The organism is Burkholderia sp. MSMB1835, from assembly GCF_001526365.1.
Classification (GTDB): Bacteria; Pseudomonadota; Gammaproteobacteria; order Burkholderiales; family Burkholderiaceae; genus Burkholderia.
Genome location: NZ_LOYP01000042.1, coordinates 127544 through 144099, shown reverse-complemented (window position 1 = coordinate 144099; position 16556 = coordinate 127544). Strand labels below are relative to the sequence as shown.

Sequence of the window (16556 nt, the reverse complement as noted above, 5' to 3'; positions counted from 1 at the left end):
CGCCAGCAGGAGGCGACGTGACGAATTCGACCGTTTTTTCACGCACGCGAGGCTCGACGGCCGACGTGCCGGCGCGCGACAGGATGGCGTACTGGGATGCGTTCAACGCGGCGACGCTGGTCGGCCTGCGCTGCTCGTCGCTGTCGCCGGCCGGGCTCGACGTCGAGAAGACCGACATCGCGCTGCCGGGCCTCGGCATCGCCGACATCAGCGGGCAGGATCACGTGATCGAGCGCAGCCCCGCGCTGGTGCGCCAGTTGCCGAAGGAGTCGCTGTTCGCGTGTCAGATCGTGAGCGGGCGCGCATATTTCATCCAGCGCGATCGGTGCCTGCTGGCGGAAGCCGGCGATATCGTCGTCTACGACACGCGCGTGCCGTATCTGTTCGGATTCCTGACGCCGATGCGGCAACTGCTGATCGACATCCCGATCACGACATTCGACGACCGGCTCGATGCGGAACTCGCCGCGCTGCCGCTGCGGATCGCGCCGAAGCCGGGCGCGGGCGCGATGCTCGGCGCGACGTTGCGCGCGAGCGTCGAGCGATTCATGAAGACGCCGGTCGAGCGCGACGCCGAGCGGTTCGCCGAGCACACGCGCACGCTGATCGCGGAGCTCATCGACGCCGAAGTGAACGGTGCGGGCGCGTCGCGCGCGTCGCTGTCGTATCTGCTGACCGCGAAGCAGTACATCGCGACGCATCTCGGCGAACCGGAACTCGGGCCGCAGGCCGTCGCCGATGCGGTCGGGCTGTCGCTGCGGCATCTGGGCCGCCTCTTCGCGGCCGAAGGCGAGTCGATCACGCAGCACATCTGGTCGGAGCGGCTGTCGCACGCGCATCGCGAGCTGACGGATGCGCGGCTGCGCAAGACGAGCATCGGCGAGATCGCGTTTCGCTGGGGGTTTTCGAGCCAGGCGCACTTCAGCCGCGCGATCCGCGAGCGCTACGGTGCGTCGCCGATGGCGCTGCGCGAAGCGGTGCGCGCGGCCGCGGGGTGATGCCGGTTTTCCGAGGGCTCCGCGGCGCGGTCGACGCGAGCGGCCGCGCGAGTCAAGACATCCGTGCGGCGGTGGGATCAGCGCCGCCGATTGACTTCGACGAAGACGACGGCAGCGTGCCCACCGTCGTCACCGGCTTCAGGGCGCGCTGGCTTCGTCGATTCGGCGGATGTCGTCCTGATCGAGCGTGACGCGGATCGCGTCGCCGAGCACGGCGAGCTGCGCGAGCGACGTCGCGCTCGCGATCGGCGCGGTGATCGTCGGCCGCGCGATCTGCCACGCGAGCGCGATCGCGGCCGGCTGCGTGCCGTGCTTCGCCGACACGGCGTCGAGCGCGGCGAGGATGCGCAGGCCGCGTTCGTTCAGATAGCCGGCGACGCGATCGCCGCGCACGCTCTTCTTCAGGTCGGCCTCGCTGCGGTACTTGCCCGACAGGAAGCCGCTCGCGAGCGCGTAATAGTTGACGACGCCGAGCTTCAGGTCGCGCACGACCGGCTCGAGATCGCGTTCGTAGTCGGCGCGGTCGAGTAGGTTGTATTCGGGCTGGATGACCTGATAGGCGGGCAGCCCGTCGCGCGTGCTGATCGCGGCGGCTTCGCGCAGGCGCGCGCCGCTGTAGTTCGACGCGCCGATGATGCGCACCTTGCCGGCGTCGATCAGCGTTTGATAGGCGCCGAGCGTTTCTTCGAGCGGAGCCGTGTCGGCCAGATCGCGATGCGAGAAATACAGGTCGATGTAGTCGGTCTGCAGCCGGCGCAGCGAATCGTCGACGGCTTTCAGGATGTTGTCTTTCGACAGCCCCGCGCGGGCGTCGAGCAGGCCGACCTTGGTCGCGATCACGACCTGCTCGCGCTTGCCCGAGCGCTTCAGCCACTTGCCGATGATCGTTTCCGATTCGCCGCCGTGATTGCCGGGAACCCACGCCGAATAGACGTCGGCCGTGTCGATGAAGTTGATGCCGGTGTCGGCGAGCGCGTCGAGCAACGCGAACGATGCGTTTTCGTCGACGGTCCAGCCGAAGACGTTGCCGCCGAACGCGAGCGGCGAAACCTGGATGCTGGATGTACCGAGGGTGCGATGTGCCATGTTCTGCTCCGATATCTGCAGGGTGACGGGAGGGGACTGCGCGATTGAAGCCGGTCGCGTTGAGACGGCGCAGCGCGTGGCGAGGTTCCGCTGGCGACGCGCCAACCTGCAGGTTTTGCGCTCGGGTGCCGGCATGGCGGATGACGCGACGTGATCATGGCGGCGAGAGCCGCTCGAGCGGCGGTCCGGCCACGCACCAAATATTGTATTTATTACCGATTTTCGTGAAGGACGAAGGGAAGGCGATGGCCGCCGTGTTCGACGAGGCGGCGCAGGGGCAGGCATTTCCGGAGGCGCTGGCGCTGGGGCCGGCGGAGAATTGGCGGCGAATGCAGAAAGCGACTCGAATGAAATCGCCCCGGGATGGCATGGTGCGAAGGCGAGATCGCGATCGCGCGCCCGCCCGTCACGGGCAAGAGCGGCGGCATCGTGCTGCACTTCTTCCCCGACGGCCGGGTGGAAGGCGACATGGATTGCGGAGTCGACGGCCCGGACCCGAAGGCGGCCCTTTCGAAGCGCGACGCGCGGCGCAAGCTGACCGATCGCGCGTGCCTGAAGGAAATTCCCAGTCCGTTCCATGGGCGCAAGAAGCCGCCCCAGTGGCATTGACGCTGGACGCCTGGCCGGAATCTCTCCCATTCGACGCATCGCGCGATTTCGCGCCGGTCAAGGATTCGATCCGCAGCGGGCACGCTCGATCCGCTGCGGGGCGGGCAATGAAAGGAGGGACCGAAGCCCGGCGGTTCACGGCCGGCTTAGATGGCACGGGCAACGACTACGACCCGAACGACGGAATCGGCCGCGACACTTCCCTCCCTACCGCAACTGCACGGCCGCGAGAAACAGCACCATGCTGCCGATCGCGCCATCCAGCACGCGCCACGCGACCGCCTTGCGGAACCACGGCGCCAGCAATCGCGCGCCATAGCCGAGCCCGACGAACCACACGACGCTGGCCGTCATCGCGCCGATCGCGAACGCGAGCCGCCCGTCTTCCGGCTCGCGCGCGCCGGCCGTGCCGATCAGCAGGAACGTGTCGAGATACACGTGTGGGTTGAGCCACGTGAACGCGAGCGTCATCAGCACGATCGCGAGCGCGCTCTGCGGCGGCGGCGCGACCGCGTCGCCGCGCACGTCGAGCGTGTCGTGGCCCGGCTTGAACGCGCGGCGCAGCGCGTTGATGCCGAACCACGCGAGATACGCGAGGCCGACGTACAGCACCGCATGGACGAAGGTCGGATAGCGTTCGACGAGCACCGATGCGCCGCCGACGCCCGCGCCGATCAGGATCATGTCGGACAGCGCGCACAGCAGCACGATCTTGCCGACGTGCGAGCGCATGATGCCCTGGCGCAGCACGAACGCATTCTGCGCGCCGATGGTGACGATGAGCGACGCGCACAGTGCGGCGCCGTGGGAAAAAGCGAGCCAGTTCATGATGAGGGGACAGCCGTGGAAGCGGTAGACGAATGAATCGGGTAGCGCTAGTCTGCGAGCAGCACGGAAATAAGAGAAGCTAAATCACCTAATGCAGATTAAGGAAATCTAATGCTCGACTACGCGTTGCTCGATGCGCTCGCGGCCGTGATCCGCCACGGTTCGTTCGAGCGGGCGGCCAAGGAGCTGAATATCACGCCGTCGGCGGTGTCGCAGCGCGTGAAGCTGCTGGAGGAGCGGGTCGGCAGCGTGCTCGTCAAGCGCGGGCAGCCGTGCGTCGCGACCACGTCGGGTGCGCTGCTGTGCCGGCATACCGAACGCGTGCAGTTGCTGGAAGCCGAACTGGGCGGCCGGATGCCGGCGCTGCCGGGCCAGATCGCGAGCGCGTGGCCGACGTTGCGCGTGGCCGTCAACGACGACAGCGTCGCGACGTGGTTCATCGACGCGGTCGGACCGTTCTGCACGGAACGCGAGACGCTGCTCGACCTCGTGATCGACGATCAGGATTACACGGCCTCGCGCATCCGCGACGGCAGCGTGCAGGGGGCCGTGACCGCGCAGGCGGAGCCGATCCAGGGATGCCGGTCGGAGCGGCTCGGGCGGATTCGCTATCGCGCGGTGTGCGCGCCGGCGTTTTACGCACGTTATTTCGATGCGGGGATCACGCGCGATGCGCTGCGCCGCGCGCCGTGCGTGATGTTCAATCCGAAGGACGGGTTGCAGGCGCGCTTCATCCGGCGCGTGACGCGTGCGGATCTCGATCCGCCGCAGCATTGGATACCGCACGTCGCGGGCTATTTGCGCGCATGCGAAACGGGATTGGGATGGGGGATGTGCCCGGACCGGATGGTCGATCGCCAACTGGCGGCGGGTGAATTGATCGACATGTCGCGCGGGCGAACCATCGACATCGATCTGTACTGGCAGAGCTGGCGTCTGTCGATCGGCTGGCTCGACGATTTCAGCGCGGCGCTGAAGGCGCGTGCCGCGCTGTTTCTCGATTGACCGGCGACGTGACGCAAGCGGCGCGCGAGGCGCGCGCCGCGCGGTGTCAGAGGTGCTGCAGGCCGTCGAAGTCGACGATCTGCACGTGGCGGCCCTGCATTTCGATCAGGCCGCGCTTCTGGAATTTCGACAACGTGCGGCTGACCGTTTCGAGCGTCATGCCGAGATAGCTGCCGATGTCTTCACGCGTCATCCGCAGGTTGAATTCCGACGGCGAGTAGCCGCGCTTCAGGTAGCGCGACGAGACGTCGAGCAGGAAAGCGGCGACGCGCTCTTCGGCGTTCAGCGAGCCGAGCAACATCGTCTGCGACGTTTCGCGCACGATCTGTTCGCTCATCAGCTTGTGCATGCGCAACTGCATCGAGCCGGCTTCCGAGCACAGCGCCTTGAGCGCGCTGTACGGAATCACGCAGACCGAGCTGTCTTCCAGCGCGACCGCGGTGCGCGGGTGCGTGTCGTCGCAGATGCCGTCGAGGCCGAGCGCTTCGCCGGCGAGGTGCAGGCCCGTGACCTGTTCGCGGCCGTCGTGGCGTGTCGCGACGGTTTTCAGCGAACCGGAGCGCACCGCGTACAGGTTGTCGAATGCGTCGCCTTCGCGGAACAGCGCTTCGCCGCGCTTGACCGGGCGTGCCGCGCAGATGACCGACTCGAGGCGGCTGAGCGCTTCGGGCGCCAGGCCCTGCGGCATGCACAGGTGCCGCATCGCGCACGACGAGCAGTGCGGGGCCTGGCGGGGAGCCCAGCTACCGGCATGGGGCGTGGCGGCGGGGCGGGTGGCGACGGGCGTCAGCATGATCGTTTACTCCGGCGTTGAATCGACGAAATCATTGTCCCACCGCAAGTTGCCGCTGTCGGGTGACAAAACGTCGCGACCGGCCACGCCCGCCGAACGCCGCTCAGGCGGCCGGCTCGTCCGCGTTGGCGGCCGCCGGAATCAGCAACACGGGCAGCGTCGCGTGGCGCACGCATTGTTCGGCGATGCTGCCGAGCACGAGGCGGCGAAAGCCGCGGCGGCCGTGCGTACCGAGCACGAGCAGATCGGCGCCGAACGTCTTCGCGCCGTCGAGGATCAGCGACGATACGTCGTTGAGCGACGTCGCTTCGTTCAGCCGCGTTTCGCCTTTCACGCCGGCGGCCTGCATCAGCTTCGCGAAATCCTGCGCGAGCGCGTTGCCCTGCGCGACGAGCTGATCGCGCAGCACCGACGGATCGTAGCCGGGCACGTTGTAGTAGATCGCGGCGTTCTCGACGACGTAGAACGGCTGCAGCTCCGCGCCGTGCGCTTTCGCGAGCGCCAGCGCGGCATCGAACGCGTGGCGGGACGTGTCGCTGCCGTCGACGGCAACCAGAATACGCTTGTACATAGTGTCTCCGAGTGGCGGGTTGAAACGCAGTCGGCCGGATGGCCGATCGGCCGGGCCGGGCAATGCGCAATGCTGCGAGGCAGAGTAAACCAACGGGCACGATCGTGCAGCGAGATGCCCGCCGTGCCGCGCGGCCTTGCCGTTCCTGTCGCCGTCGCGCATGGCCATGCGCGCGACGCATGCCGCACCGCGCGACGCGGGGTGTGTGTTCGGCCGCATCGTCGGCGACAACGCATGCGCACGCATCGATCCGGCACGGCGACCATGCCGATGCGCCGCACGCATCGCCATTCAATCGCATTCGCGCCGGGGCGAGCCATGACTTCGGTCAATGCATGTGCGTCGATGCGATGCGCGACATGCATGACGCCGACTGCCGATGCCCATGCGCGGAATCGTTCGCGCCGGCACCGTACGAGCGCGTATCGGTGCGCGGTCGACTCGCACGCGCCGATTCACGCCATCGATCGACGGCGGCTCGCGAACGAACGGTCGATTCAAACGCCGTACCGGTTATCCCGGCGCGACCGTCAACTCGATGACGCGCTCCGGCCGGCGGCCGTGGCCGGGCCAGTACGCGCTGCCGTGCATCCGGTGAACGGGACCGTACGGCGCGGCGACCGCGGGCGGCGTGTCGAAGCCTTTCTCGATCACCCGGTAGCCGGCGCGCAACGCGAACGCCGGATGATTGCCGTCGGCTCGGCTGTCGAAACCGGCGAAGCCGTCGCCGGCTTCCGGCATCGCGTTGACGAGCGACGCGTTGCTGCGCGTGACCTGGTCGGGCGAGATCGGCCCGGCTCCGGCGAGGCGCGACGCTTCGCGGTTCTTGCCGTCGGTGTCGACCGTGCTGTCGTGCGTGTCGTCGTTGTCGAGTTCGATGCTGCGCGGGCGCGCGTGCGCTGTTCGAGCGGATGATTCCATCGCGGCTCTCCTGGCGGCGATACGCTCCGGATCAAAGCAAATCCCGTTCCGGGCGCGACGGGAAAAGGCGCGCGGGCGATCGCCGCGGTCGCGCGGCGCGCACTGATTTGTCATGATTTATTTCAGCTAGAAGACGCGTTTTCTACAGAGTATGATTCTTTTCCTGCGAAGCGGCGACAGGGGATGAAGTCTCGCCGTCTCTGCCCGCGCCGGGGCGCCGCAGCACCCTTAAAGACGGGTAGTGAACAACAAAGCAAGGGACTAGAGGTGGCGGACTCATGCAAGCGACTACTGCCTTCACGCACCGCGGTTATCTGTTGAATTGCGCGCCCGCACGCGCCAGTGACGGTTCGTTCAAGCCCTACGTCGTGATCTCCCGATCGAGCGACGGGGAGCTCGTCGCGAACCGTTTTTTTCCGATCGAGCTCCAGTTCAACGACGAAGGCGACGCGATCGCGCACGCGCGCGACTGGGCCGTACGCTGGATCGACGCGAGCAGCATCTCGATGTGACGCCGTCGCGCCGATGCGGCGTCGGCCGTCCGGCCGATCCCCAAGGTGCCGCCCCCGGACAAGAAACGCGGTAATCTTGCGGAACCCGTCACTTTATTAGCGGCCGTGCAACCGAGCGCGGCTGCCCGCATTGGCCTATGTCGACATCACCCGCCCGTCAGTGGGGCCTCGAAGAAATCGTCGCCGGCTTGCGCGAATCGCGCGAGGAACTCCATCGCACGCGCCATCCGCGCGGCATCCGCGAACTGCCGTCGCGCGATGCGATCTGCAAGATTGTGACCGGCCTGCGCGCGTCGATGTTTCCGACACACTACGGCGCGCCCGACCTGACCGACGAAAGCGTCGACTACTACGTCGGCCACACGCTCGAAAGCACGCTGCGCGTCCTGGCCGAGCAGATCCGCCGCGCGTTGCCTTTCCTGCCGGAGCATGTCGATACGCCGTTCGCCGAGCTCGACGAACGCGCGTTCGAGATCGCGCGCGAATTCGGCCGGCAGTTGCCGGCGATCCGCGCGCTGCTCGTCAGCGACATCCAGGCCGCGTACGCGGGCGATCCGGCCGCGCAGCACATCACCGAGATCCTGCTGTGCTATCCCGGCGTGCTCGCGATGATGCACCATCGGCTCGCGCACGCGCTGCACCAGCTCGGCGTGCCGCTGCTCGCGCGGTTCATTAATGAAATCGCCCATTCGGCGACCGGCATCGACATTCACCCCGGCGCGCAGATCGGCCCGAGCTTCTTCATCGACCATGGCACTGGTGTCGTGATCGGCGAAACCGCGATCATCGGCGAGCGCGTGCGCGTGTATCAGGCCGTCACGCTCGGCGCGAAGAGTTTCCCGGCCGATGGCGACGGCGCGCTGGTGAAGGGCAACGCACGGCACCCGATCGTCGAGGACGACGTGGTGATCTATGCGGGCGCGACGATTCTCGGCCGCGTGACGATCGGCCGCGGCTCGGTGATCGGCGGCAACGTGTGGCTCACGCACAGCGTGCCGCCCGGCACGAGCGTCGCGCAGGGCAAGGTCCGCGAAGGCGGCAGCGCCGAGAAGCCGTAACACGGCGGGCGGTTGGCGGCGGGCGCCGCGCGTGCGTCAGTGCTTGCCGTCCGGCGAGCGGTGCTTGTACAGCACGTCCTGGTCCACGCGGATCAGGTTCTGGCCCGCATCGACGACGAAATCCACGCCGTTGTACGCATTGCCCGTCAGCAGCAGGATCGCGCTCGCGACGTCGTCGGGGCCCGCGATGCGCGCGAGCGGCGTCGATGCGCGGCTCGCGTGTTCGAAGTCGGCCTGCGTCTGATCGTCGCTCGGCAGCATCAGCCCCGGGAACACCGCATTCACGCGCAGCACCGGCGCGGACGACAGCGCGAGCATCTGCGTGAGGTTGCCGAGCGCGGCCTTCGCGACCGTATAGCTGAAATGGTCGCGATGGAAGTTTTCCTTGATCTTCTGGTCGACCACGTTCACGACGACACCCTGCGTGCCGGCCGCGCGGGCCCGCTCGTAGAACGCACGCGTGAGCAGGATCGGCGCGCGGCAGTTGACGGCCCATGCCTGGTCGAACGCCGCGAGATCGAAGCTCGGGAAATGGTCCTGCCAGAACACCGACGCGTTGTTGACCAGCACGTCGAGGCGCCCGAAGCGCGCATAGACCCGATCGATCAGCGCGGCGATCTGCGCGGCGTCGGACAGGTCGGCCTGCAGCGCGGCCGAATCGTGCCCGCGTTCGGCCATCGCGCGGGCGGCGGCCTGCGCGGCATCGGCCGAACGGTCGTAGTGCACCGCGGTGCGATAGCCGTGCGCGGCGAAATACTCGGCGAACGCGCGCCCGGCCCGGCGCGCGGCGCCGGTCACGAGCACGACGGGCGCGTGCGCCGTTTGCTTCGTCTGCTCCATCAGGTATTCGTCAGGTTGACCGAGGAAGGATTCGCGACGATCGACAGGAATTCGCGACGCGTCGACGGATCGGTGCGGAACGTGCCGAGCATGCGCGACGTGACCATCTCGACGCCCGGCTTGTGCACGCCGCGCGTCGAGATGCACTGGTGCGCGGCTTCGAGGATCACGCCGACGCCCTTCGGCTGCAGCACGTCGAACAGCGTGTCGGCGATCTGCACGGTCATCTTTTCCTGGATCTGCAGGCGCTTCGCGAACGCGTCGACGAGACGCGCGAGCTTCGAAATGCCGACGACGCGATGGTTCGGCAGATACGCGACGTGCGCGCGGCCGATGATCGGCACCATGTGGTGCTCGCAGTAGCTCTCGAAGCGGATGTCCTTCAGCACGATCATTTCGTCGTAGCCGTCGACTTCGCTGAACGTGCGCGCGAGGATGTCGCGCGGCTCCAGCGCGTAGCCGGCGAAGAACTGCTCGTAGGCGCGCACGACGCGTGCGGGCGTGTCGAGCAGGCCTTCGCGCGCGGGATCGTCGCCGGCCCAGCGCAACAGTACGCGCACGGCGTCTTCCGCTTCTTCACGGCTCGGCCGCGAGGCGACCGGCTGGGCCTGTGCGGTTTTCTTTCCCTTACCCATGTAGTGGCTCCATCGAAGGCCGCCTGCGGCGGCCGATATCCGGGCATTGTTTCATGCTTTCGCCGCGCGTGCGTGCGGCCGCCGCGCCCGCTTCCTCACTTCGGCCATTCGTCCTGCTCGTCGTTGAACAGCGACGCGACGACGCCGCGCAGCCACGCGGTGCGCGGGTCGTTGTGATACTTGCGATGCCAGTGCTGCTTCAGGTCGAAGCGCGGCAGCGCGAGCGGCGGCTCGACGGGCACGATGAACGCGTGCTCGGCCGCATACGCATAGCCGATCGCGTGCGGCACCGTCGCGATCAGGTCGGTGCGGCTCAGGATGAACGGCAGGCTCATGAAGTGCGGCGTTTCGAGCACCGCGCGGCGGTGCATGCGCTGCTTCGCCAGATATTTCTCGAGTACTTCCTGGCTGCGCCCTTCGGCGCGCACCACCGCGTGCCCGCACGCGAGGAACTGCTCGACCGTGAACGGCGGCGCCTGCTCGAACGGATGGCCGCGCCGCATCAGGCAGACGAACCGGTGCGTGAACAGCCGCTGCTGGAAGAAGTTGTTGCCGTCGAGATCGGGGAAGTAGCCGACCGCGAGATCGATCGACCCGGCTTCGAGGCCGCGGCCGACTTCGTCGTGCGCGAGCGAGACCGAACGCAGGTTCGCGCGCGGCGCAAGCGTCGCGAACGCCTGCAGCAGCTTCGGCAGGAACACGATCTCGCCGACGTCCGACAGCGCGATCGAGAACGTGTGCGTGCTCGCGGCCGGATCGAAATCGTGCGGCGCGACGAGGCCGCGCTCGATCTGCGCGAGCGCGTCGCGGGCGGCCGGCAGCAGCGCGAGCGCGCGCGGCGTCGGCTCCATCCCGCGCGACGTGCGCACGAACAGCGGATCGCCGAAGTACTCGCGCAGCCGGCCGAGCGCCGTGCTCACGCGCGGCTGGCTCACGCCGAGCAGGTCGCCCGCGCGGCTCACGTTGCGCGTGTCGTCGAGGGCGACGAGGTAGGGAATCAGGTTCAGATCGAGCGCATCCATCGTCGGACCAGTATCGCGGAAACGTATACAACTTATCTCGGCAATCACGTTGCCGCATAGTCGGGAAAGCGCTGAAATGCGTTCACTACTCGAACCAATGTTCAATTTCGCATAGGCCCGAAGCGTGCGCGCAAGCGCCGATCGCGGCCGTCAGGAGACAAACATGCGCACCCAGGTCGCCATCATCGGCGCCGGCCCGTCCGGCCTTCTGCTGTCCCATCTGCTGCGCCTGCAAGGCGTCGATTCCATCCTCGTCGAAGCGCGTTCGCGCGAATACTGCGAGAACCGCATCCGCGCCGGCGTGCTCGAGCAAGGCACGGTCGACACGCTGAACGAAGCCGGCCTCGGCGAGCGGATGCGCCGCGAAGGGCTCGAACATCACGGCATCGAGCTGCTGTTCGACGGCCAGCGTCATCGCATCGACCTGTCCGAGCTGACGGGCGGGCGCGCGATCACCGTCTACAGCCAGCACGAAGTCGTGCGCGACCTGATCGCGGCCGGCGTCGAACACGGTCATCAGATGCATTTCGAAGTCAGCGACGTCGCGCTGCACGACGTCGAAAGCGAGCGTCCGTTCGTCACGTTCAAGCACGCGGACGGGCGGGCCGATCGCATCGACTGCGACTATATCGCCGGCTGCGACGGCTTCCACGGCATCGCGCGCCAGACGATTCCGGCCGAGCGGCTGAAGACGTTCGAGCGCGTCTACCCGTTCGCGTGGCTCGGCATCCTCGCCGACGCGGCGCCGTCGCTCGACGAGCTCGTGTATGCCCATCACGACAACGGTTTCGCGCTGTTCTCGATGCGCTCGCCCACGGTCACGCGCCTGTACCTGCAGTGCAAGCCGGATGAAGACCTCGCCCAGTGGTCCGACGCACGGATCTGGGACGAACTGCACACGCGCTTCTCGAACGACACCGGCTGGACGCCGACCGAGGGCCGGATCACGCAGAAGAGCGTGACGCCGATGCGCAGCTTCGTGTCGGAAACGATGCAGCACGGGCGCCTGTTCCTCGCCGGCGACGCCGCCCACATCGTGCCGCCGACCGGCGCGAAGGGCATGAACCTCGCGGTGGCCGACGTTCGCGCGCTGTCTCGCGCGCTCGGCGCGCGCTACCGGACGGGCGACGCGACGCCGCTCGACGCCTATTCGGCGACCTGTCTCGAACGCGTATGGCGCGCCGAGCACTTCTCGTACTTCATGACGAACATGCTGCATGCGTCGCCGGACGATTCGCCGTTCGTCAATCGCCTGAAGTTTGCCGAGCTGAAATACGTGACGCGTTCGCGGGCGGCCGCGCAATCGCTCGCCGAAAACTATGTCGGCCTGCCGTTCGACGACGCGACGGCCCCCGAGGCAACCCGCCTTGACAACGCGCTGTGCGCGCCTCTATGATCGGCCATCGTTCGCTAATCGAATCTAGGTTCGAATAGCGAACAAAAGCCGGGGTCGACGAAGGCCTCCGGCGCGGCACGCGGCACGCGCGTGTCCCCTCGACAGGCCGCGCACGAGCCGCGGGTTCGCATCAGGAAGAGACATGGTCAACAAGATTTTCGAATCGCTTCAGTCGGCGGTTGCCGACGTCCACGATGGCGCGACGATCATGATCGGCGGCTTCGGCACGGCCGGCATGCCGTCCGAGCTGATCGACGCGCTGATCGAACAGGGCGCGCGCGACCTGACGATCGTCAACAACAACGCGGGCAACGGCGAGACGGGTCTCGCGGCGCTCCTGAAGGCGAAAAAGGTGCGCAAGATCATCTGTTCGTTCCCGCGCCAGAGCGATTCGCAGGTGTTCGACGCGCTGTACCGCGCGGGCGAGATCGAGCTGGAACTCGTGCCGCAGGGCAACCTTGCGGAGCGCATCCGCGCGGCGGGCGCCGGCATCGGCGGTTTCTTCACGCCGACGGGCTACGGCACCAAGCTCGCGGAAGGCAAGGAAACGCGCGTGATCGACGGCAAGCCGTATGTGTTCGAGACGCCGATCCACGCCGATTTCGCGCTCGTGAAGGCGTACAAGGGCGATCGCTGGGGCAATCTCGTGTACCGCAAGACCGCGCGCAACTTCGGGCCGATCATGGCCAGCGCCGCGAAGGTCGCGATCGTCCAGGTGTCGGAAGTCGTGCCGCTCGGCGCGCTGAACCCGGAGCACATCGTGACGCCGGGCATTTTCGTCCAGCGTGTCGTCGAGGTGCCGCAGGCCGCGCACGCGGCCGAACTGGCCGCCGAACACGCTGCATCGCAAGCCGCCTGATCGCCTTGAGGAAAACCGACATGAAACGACTGACCCGCGATGAAATGGCCAAGCGCGTCGCCCAGGACATCCCCGAAGGCGCGTACGTGAATCTCGGCATCGGCGTGCCGACGCTGGTGGCGAACCACCTCGATCCGGCCAAGGAAATCTTCCTGCACAGCGAGAACGGCCTGCTCGGCATGGGCCCGGCGCCCGCGCCCGGCGAGGAAGACGACGAGCTGATCAACGCCGGCAAGCAGCACGTGACGCTGCTCACCGGCGGCGCCTATTTCCACCACTCGGATTCGTTCGCGATGATGCGCGGCGGCCACCTCGACTACTGCGTGCTCGGCGCGTTCCAGGTGTCGGCTGCCGGCGACCTCGCGAACTGGCACACGGGCGCGCCCGATGCGATTCCGGCCGTCGGCGGCGCGATGGACCTCGCGATCGGCGCGAAGCAGGTGTTCGTGATGATGGAGCACCTGACGAAGCAGGGCGAGAGCAAGATCGTCGCGCAGTGCTCGTATCCGGTCACCGGCGTGCAATGCGTGAGCCGCATCTACACCGACCTCGCGGTGCTCGACGTGACGGCCGACGGCCTCTTGGTGAGCGAGATCTTCACCGACCTGTCGTTCGACGAGCTGCAGAAGCTGACCGGCGTGCCGCTGATCGACGCGACGCAGAAGGCCGCCGCCTGAACGGCAAGCATGCCGGTGCGCGCTTTCGAGCGCACGCCGGCGCGCTTGGGTAGACAATAGGCGCACGCCGTTTCCCCATTCCGATGCCATGCTCGAAGACAGCGCCCGCCTGACCTCCCTGATCTGCGGCACCGAGCCGCTCAACCGGATCTGGTCGCCCCGCGCGACGATCCAGCGAATGCTCGACGTCGAGGCCGCGCTCGCTCGCGCGCTCGCCGCGCAGCAGGTGATTCCCGCCGCCGCGGTCGCGCCGATCGAACGCGCGTGCGACGCCGGCCGGCTCGACGCCGACGCGCTCGCGCACGGCGCGGCGCTCGGCGGCAATCTCGCGATTCCGCTTGTCAAGCAACTCACCGCGCAAGTGAAGGCCGACGACCCCGAGGCCGCGAAGTTCGTCCACTGGGGCGCGACGAGCCAGGACATCATCGATACCGCGACCGTGCTGCAGTTGCGCGACACGCTCGACGCGCTCGAACCGATGCTCGACGAAGCCTGTGCGTCGCTCGCGGCGCTCGCGCGCGCCCATCGCGCGACGCCGATGATCGGCCGCACGTGGCTGCAGCAGGCGCTGCCCATTACGCTCGGCCTCAAATTCGCTCAATGGCTCGATGCGCTGCTGCGCCATCGCGCGCGTTTTGCCGAGTTGCGCGAACGTGCGCTCGTGCTGCAGTTCGGCGGCGCCGCCGGCACGCTCGCGAGCCTGCGCGAACACGCAGCCGGCGTGAGCGCCGCGCTCGCGGCCGACCTGAAGCTCGCGGTGCCGGCCGTGCCGTGGCATACGCAGCGCGACCGCATCGCGGAAGCCGCGTCGTGCTTCGGGATGCTGATCGGTACGCTCGGCAAGATCGCGCGCGACGTGTCGCTGCAGATGCAGACCGAAGTCGGCGAGCTCGGCGAACCGGCCGCCGCCGGCAAGGGCGGTTCGTCGACGATGCCGCACAAGCGCAACCCGGTCGGCTGCGCGGCCGTGCTGACGGCCGCGGTGCGCGCGCCGGGCCTCGTTGCGACCGTGTTCGCGGGGATGGTGCAGGAGCACGAGCGCGCACTCGGCGGCTGGCAGGCCGAATGGGATGCGTTGCCCGATCTCGCACGCCTGACGGGCGGCGCGCTCGCGCAGATCGCGCAGATCGTCGCGGGCCTCGACGTGAATACGGAGCGCCTCGCCGCGAACCTCGACCTCACGCACGGGCTGATCCTCGGCGAAGCCGTGATGCTCGCGCTCGGCGACCGCATCGGCCGGCTCGATGCGCACCACGTCGTCGAGCACGCGTCGAAGGAAGCCGTGCGCACCGGGGCGACGCTGTTCGACGTGCTCGCCGCCGATGCGACCGTGTCGGCCCACCTGTCGCGCGACGCGCTCGCGCGGCTGCTCGATCCCGCACATTACGTCGGCGAGGCGCAGGCCTATGTCGATGCCGTGCTCGCGCTGCATGCGGGTGCGAAACAACCAGGAGAACATTGATGCCTTTCGCCACTGTCAACGGCGTGAAACTGCATTACCGGATCGACCGTGCCGCACGCGACGACGCGCCGTGGCTCGTCTTCTCGAATTCGCTCGGCGCCGACCTGCAGATGTGGGCGCCGCAGATTCGCCCGCTTGCGCAGCACTTCAACATCCTGCGCTACGACACGCGCGGCCACGGCCACTCCGACGCGCCGGCCGGCTCGTACACGATCGAGCAACTGGCGGGCGACGTGATCGGCCTGCTCGACCACGTCGGCATCGAGTGCGCGCATTTCTGCGGCATCTCGATGGGCGGGCTGACCGGCGCCGCGCTGGCCGCACGCTACCCGTCGCGCATCGTGCGCGCGGTGCTGTCGAATACCGCCGCGAAAATCGGCTCGCCGGAAGTGTGGGCGCCGCGTGCGCAGAAGGCGCGCGCCGAAGGCATGGCCGCGCTCGCCGACGCCGTGCTGCCGCGCTGGTTCACCGACGCATTCGTCGAACGCGAGCCGCGCCTGTTCGATGCGATCCGCGACACCTTCGTGCATACCGACAAGGACGGCTATGCGGCCAACTGCGACGCGCTGAACGCGGCCGATCTGCGCGAGGAAGTGAAGGGCATCGCGTTGCCGGTGCTCGTCGTGACCGGCGCGAAGGACATGTCGACGCCGCCCGAGCAGGGCCGCGCGCTTGCCGCCGCGATTCCCGGTGCGCTGCACGTCGAATTCGACGCCGCGCACATTTCGAACATCGAATGCACCGCCGGTTTCAACCGCGCGCTGCTCGATTTCCTGATTGCATGAGGTGCCGGCGATGGACGACCAGGAACGTTATGAAGCAGGGATGAAGGTGCGTCGCGCCGTGCTCGGCGACGCGCACGTCGACCGTTCGATCGAGAACCGCACCGAAGTGACCGACGAATTCCAGAACCTGATCACGCGTTATGCGTGGGGCGAGATCTGGACCCGCGACGGGCTGCCGCGCCATACGCGCAGCTTGCTGACCATCGCGATGATGGTGGCGTTGAACCGTGGCGAGGAACTGGCGCTGCACCTGCGCGCCGCGCGCAACAACGGTGTGACGCGCGACGAGATCAAGGAAGTGCTGCTGCAGACCGCGATCTATTGCGGCGTGCCGGCCGCGAATTCCGCGTTCCATCTCGCGGACAAGATCTTCAAGGAGCAGGATGCAGCCGGTTAAAGGCCGGCGGTGATCCGATCGGGCGGCCCGCCGAGGTTGGCGGGCCGCCGTCGATGAAGAACGCACCGGCAGCGAATCGGTGCGTGAACGAAGGAAAGGCGC

The 16556-nt window shown here is 67.7% G+C and carries 19 protein-coding genes; 11 read left to right on the top strand and 8 right to left on the bottom strand.

The genetic code is table 11. From position 1 onward, the window contains the following. Positions 1 to 17 precede the first annotated feature (17 nt). Entirely contained in the window at positions 18 to 998 is a 981-nt protein-coding gene (locus WS96_RS16980; protein ID WP_059833987.1) for a helix-turn-helix domain-containing protein, read from the top strand. A 138-nt stretch (positions 999 to 1136) separates the two neighbouring features. On the opposite strand, the gene WS96_RS16975 is transcribed toward WS96_RS16980, so the two are convergent. Then, entirely contained in the window at positions 1137 to 2084 is a 948-nt protein-coding gene (locus tag WS96_RS16975) for an aldo/keto reductase (protein WP_059833985.1), read from the bottom strand. 363 nt (positions 2085 to 2447) lie between these two features. Between WS96_RS16975 and WS96_RS16970 the strand changes: the two genes are divergently transcribed. After that, positions 2448 to 2693 carry a hypothetical protein gene (locus tag WS96_RS16970; RefSeq protein WP_257128009.1) on the top strand — a complete coding sequence of 82 codons (246 nt, stop codon included), beginning with the start codon at positions 2448 to 2450 and terminating at the stop codon, positions 2691 to 2693. A gap of 207 nt (positions 2694 to 2900) precedes the next feature. Here WS96_RS16970 and WS96_RS16965 read toward each other — a convergent pair whose 3' ends face one another. Beyond that, positions 2901 to 3521: a LysE/ArgO family amino acid transporter gene (locus WS96_RS16965; protein WP_059833983.1), complete on the bottom strand. Its 621-nt coding sequence runs from the start codon at positions 3519 to 3521 to the stop codon at positions 2901 to 2903. 111 nt (positions 3522 to 3632) lie between these two features. Between WS96_RS16965 and WS96_RS16960 the strand changes: the two genes are divergently transcribed. Then, positions 3633 to 4526 (top strand): LysR family transcriptional regulator ArgP, encoded by an 894-nt coding sequence (locus tag WS96_RS16960; protein ID WP_034205777.1) that lies wholly within the window; start codon positions 3633 to 3635, stop codon positions 4524 to 4526. A 46-nt stretch (positions 4527 to 4572) separates the two neighbouring features. On the opposite strand, the gene fnr is transcribed toward WS96_RS16960, so the two are convergent. From fnr to WS96_RS16940, 3 genes are all read right to left on the bottom strand, one after another. After that, positions 4573 to 5319, bottom strand: a complete 747-nt coding sequence (gene fnr, locus WS96_RS16955) for a fumarate/nitrate reduction transcriptional regulator Fnr (RefSeq protein ID WP_027809557.1) — start codon at positions 5317 to 5319, stop codon at positions 4573 to 4575. 103 nt (positions 5320 to 5422) lie between these two features. Continuing rightward, positions 5423 to 5890 (bottom strand): universal stress protein, encoded by a 468-nt coding sequence (locus tag WS96_RS16950; RefSeq protein WP_034205776.1) that lies wholly within the window; start codon positions 5888 to 5890, stop codon positions 5423 to 5425. Between the two features lie 513 nt (positions 5891 to 6403). Beyond that, positions 6404 to 6811 carry a DUF3005 domain-containing protein gene (locus WS96_RS16940; protein WP_059833979.1) on the bottom strand — a complete coding sequence of 136 codons (408 nt, stop codon included), beginning with the start codon at positions 6809 to 6811 and terminating at the stop codon, positions 6404 to 6406. Positions 6812 to 7089: 278 nt separating this feature from the next. Here WS96_RS16940 and WS96_RS16935 point away from each other — a divergent pair, with 278 nt between their 5' ends. Next, the gene (locus WS96_RS16935) at positions 7090 to 7323 is read left to right on the top strand and encodes a hypothetical protein (protein ID WP_006480138.1); all 234 of its coding nucleotides are present in this window, start codon (positions 7090 to 7092) and stop codon (positions 7321 to 7323) included. A 137-nt stretch (positions 7324 to 7460) separates the two neighbouring features. Continuing rightward, the gene (gene epsC, locus WS96_RS16930) at positions 7461 to 8381 is read left to right on the top strand and encodes a serine O-acetyltransferase EpsC (protein WP_059833977.1); all 921 of its coding nucleotides are present in this window, start codon (positions 7461 to 7463) and stop codon (positions 8379 to 8381) included. A 36-nt stretch (positions 8382 to 8417) separates the two neighbouring features. On the opposite strand, the gene WS96_RS16925 is transcribed toward epsC, so the two are convergent. The 3 genes from WS96_RS16925 to WS96_RS16915 all read right to left on the bottom strand — a co-directional run bounded on the left by WS96_RS16925 (position 8418) and on the right by WS96_RS16915 (position 10878). Then, a complete protein-coding gene (locus WS96_RS16925) occupies positions 8418 to 9221 on the bottom strand; it encodes an SDR family oxidoreductase (RefSeq protein WP_059786327.1) in 804 nt (267 codons plus the stop codon). Then, complete coding sequence (folE, locus tag WS96_RS16920) at positions 9221 to 9856, bottom strand: GTP cyclohydrolase I FolE (protein ID WP_034205773.1); 636 nt, start codon at positions 9854 to 9856, stop codon at positions 9221 to 9223. Before folE ends, WS96_RS16925 begins: the two co-directional genes overlap by 1 nt. A 95-nt stretch (positions 9857 to 9951) precedes the next feature. Beyond that, positions 9952 to 10878: a LysR family transcriptional regulator gene (locus WS96_RS16915; protein ID WP_059833975.1), complete on the bottom strand. Its 927-nt coding sequence runs from the start codon at positions 10876 to 10878 to the stop codon at positions 9952 to 9954. Positions 10879 to 11041: 163 nt separating this feature from the next. On the opposite strand from WS96_RS16915, the gene pobA reads away from it, so the two are divergent. From pobA to pcaC, 6 genes are all read left to right on the top strand, one after another. Further along, the gene (gene pobA, locus WS96_RS16910) at positions 11042 to 12274 is read left to right on the top strand and encodes a 4-hydroxybenzoate 3-monooxygenase (protein WP_059833973.1); all 1233 of its coding nucleotides are present in this window, start codon (positions 11042 to 11044) and stop codon (positions 12272 to 12274) included. Positions 12275 to 12416: 142 nt separating this feature from the next. After that, positions 12417 to 13133, top strand: a complete 717-nt coding sequence (locus WS96_RS16905; RefSeq protein WP_034205770.1) for a 3-oxoacid CoA-transferase subunit A — start codon at positions 12417 to 12419, stop codon at positions 13131 to 13133. Positions 13134 to 13153: 20 nt separating this feature from the next. Beyond that, on the top strand, positions 13154 to 13810 hold the full coding sequence (locus WS96_RS16900) for a CoA transferase subunit B (protein ID WP_059833972.1): 657 nt from the start codon (positions 13154 to 13156) through the stop codon (positions 13808 to 13810). A gap of 88 nt (positions 13811 to 13898) precedes the next feature. After that, a complete protein-coding gene (locus WS96_RS16895; protein ID WP_059833970.1) occupies positions 13899 to 15272 on the top strand; it encodes a 3-carboxy-cis,cis-muconate cycloisomerase in 1374 nt (457 codons plus the stop codon). Further along, a complete protein-coding gene (pcaD, locus tag WS96_RS16890) occupies positions 15272 to 16057 on the top strand; it encodes a 3-oxoadipate enol-lactonase (RefSeq protein WP_059833968.1) in 786 nt (261 codons plus the stop codon). Before WS96_RS16895 ends, pcaD begins: the two co-directional genes overlap by 1 nt. 10 nt (positions 16058 to 16067) lie before the next feature. Next, positions 16068 to 16454, top strand: coding sequence for a 4-carboxymuconolactone decarboxylase (gene pcaC, locus WS96_RS16885; RefSeq protein WP_006480129.1), 387 nt, complete (start codon positions 16068 to 16070; stop codon positions 16452 to 16454). The last annotated feature ends 102 nt before the right edge of the window (positions 16455 to 16556 follow it).

What these genes read in the sequence shown, in the direction of transcription:
- WS96_RS16975 (WP_059833985.1), bottom strand. Translation starts at nt 2,084, where the DNA reads ATGGCACATCGCACCCTCGGTACATCCAGCATCCAGGTTTCGCCGCTC.
- WS96_RS16970 (WP_257128009.1), top strand. Translation starts at nt 2,448, where the DNA reads ATGGCATGGTGCGAAGGCGAGATCGCGATCGCGCGCCCGCCCGTCACG.
- WS96_RS16965 (WP_059833983.1), bottom strand. Translation starts at nt 3,521, where the DNA reads ATGAACTGGCTCGCTTTTTCCCACGGCGCCGCACTGTGCGCGTCGCTC.
- WS96_RS16960 (WP_034205777.1), top strand. Translation starts at nt 3,633, where the DNA reads ATGCTCGACTACGCGTTGCTCGATGCGCTCGCGGCCGTGATCCGCCAC.
- fnr (WP_027809557.1), bottom strand. Translation starts at nt 5,319, where the DNA reads ATGCTGACGCCCGTCGCCACCCGCCCCGCCGCCACGCCCCATGCCGGT.
- WS96_RS16950 (WP_034205776.1), bottom strand. Translation starts at nt 5,890, where the DNA reads ATGTACAAGCGTATTCTGGTTGCCGTCGACGGCAGCGACACGTCCCGC.
- WS96_RS16940 (WP_059833979.1), bottom strand. Translation starts at nt 6,811, where the DNA reads ATGGAATCATCCGCTCGAACAGCGCACGCGCGCCCGCGCAGCATCGAA.
- WS96_RS16935 (WP_006480138.1), top strand. Translation starts at nt 7,090, where the DNA reads ATGCAAGCGACTACTGCCTTCACGCACCGCGGTTATCTGTTGAATTGC.
- epsC (WP_059833977.1), top strand. Translation starts at nt 7,461, where the DNA reads ATGTCGACATCACCCGCCCGTCAGTGGGGCCTCGAAGAAATCGTCGCC.
- WS96_RS16925 (WP_059786327.1), bottom strand. Translation starts at nt 9,221, where the DNA reads ATGGAGCAGACGAAGCAAACGGCGCACGCGCCCGTCGTGCTCGTGACC.
- folE (WP_034205773.1), bottom strand. Translation starts at nt 9,856, where the DNA reads ATGGGTAAGGGAAAGAAAACCGCACAGGCCCAGCCGGTCGCCTCGCGG.
- WS96_RS16915 (WP_059833975.1), bottom strand. Translation starts at nt 10,878, where the DNA reads ATGGATGCGCTCGATCTGAACCTGATTCCCTACCTCGTCGCCCTCGAC.
- pobA (WP_059833973.1), top strand. Translation starts at nt 11,042, where the DNA reads ATGCGCACCCAGGTCGCCATCATCGGCGCCGGCCCGTCCGGCCTTCTG.
- WS96_RS16905 (WP_034205770.1), top strand. Translation starts at nt 12,417, where the DNA reads ATGGTCAACAAGATTTTCGAATCGCTTCAGTCGGCGGTTGCCGACGTC.
- WS96_RS16900 (WP_059833972.1), top strand. Translation starts at nt 13,154, where the DNA reads ATGAAACGACTGACCCGCGATGAAATGGCCAAGCGCGTCGCCCAGGAC.
- WS96_RS16895 (WP_059833970.1), top strand. Translation starts at nt 13,899, where the DNA reads ATGCTCGAAGACAGCGCCCGCCTGACCTCCCTGATCTGCGGCACCGAG.
- pcaD (WP_059833968.1), top strand. Translation starts at nt 15,272, where the DNA reads ATGCCTTTCGCCACTGTCAACGGCGTGAAACTGCATTACCGGATCGAC.
- pcaC (WP_006480129.1), top strand. Translation starts at nt 16,068, where the DNA reads ATGGACGACCAGGAACGTTATGAAGCAGGGATGAAGGTGCGTCGCGCC.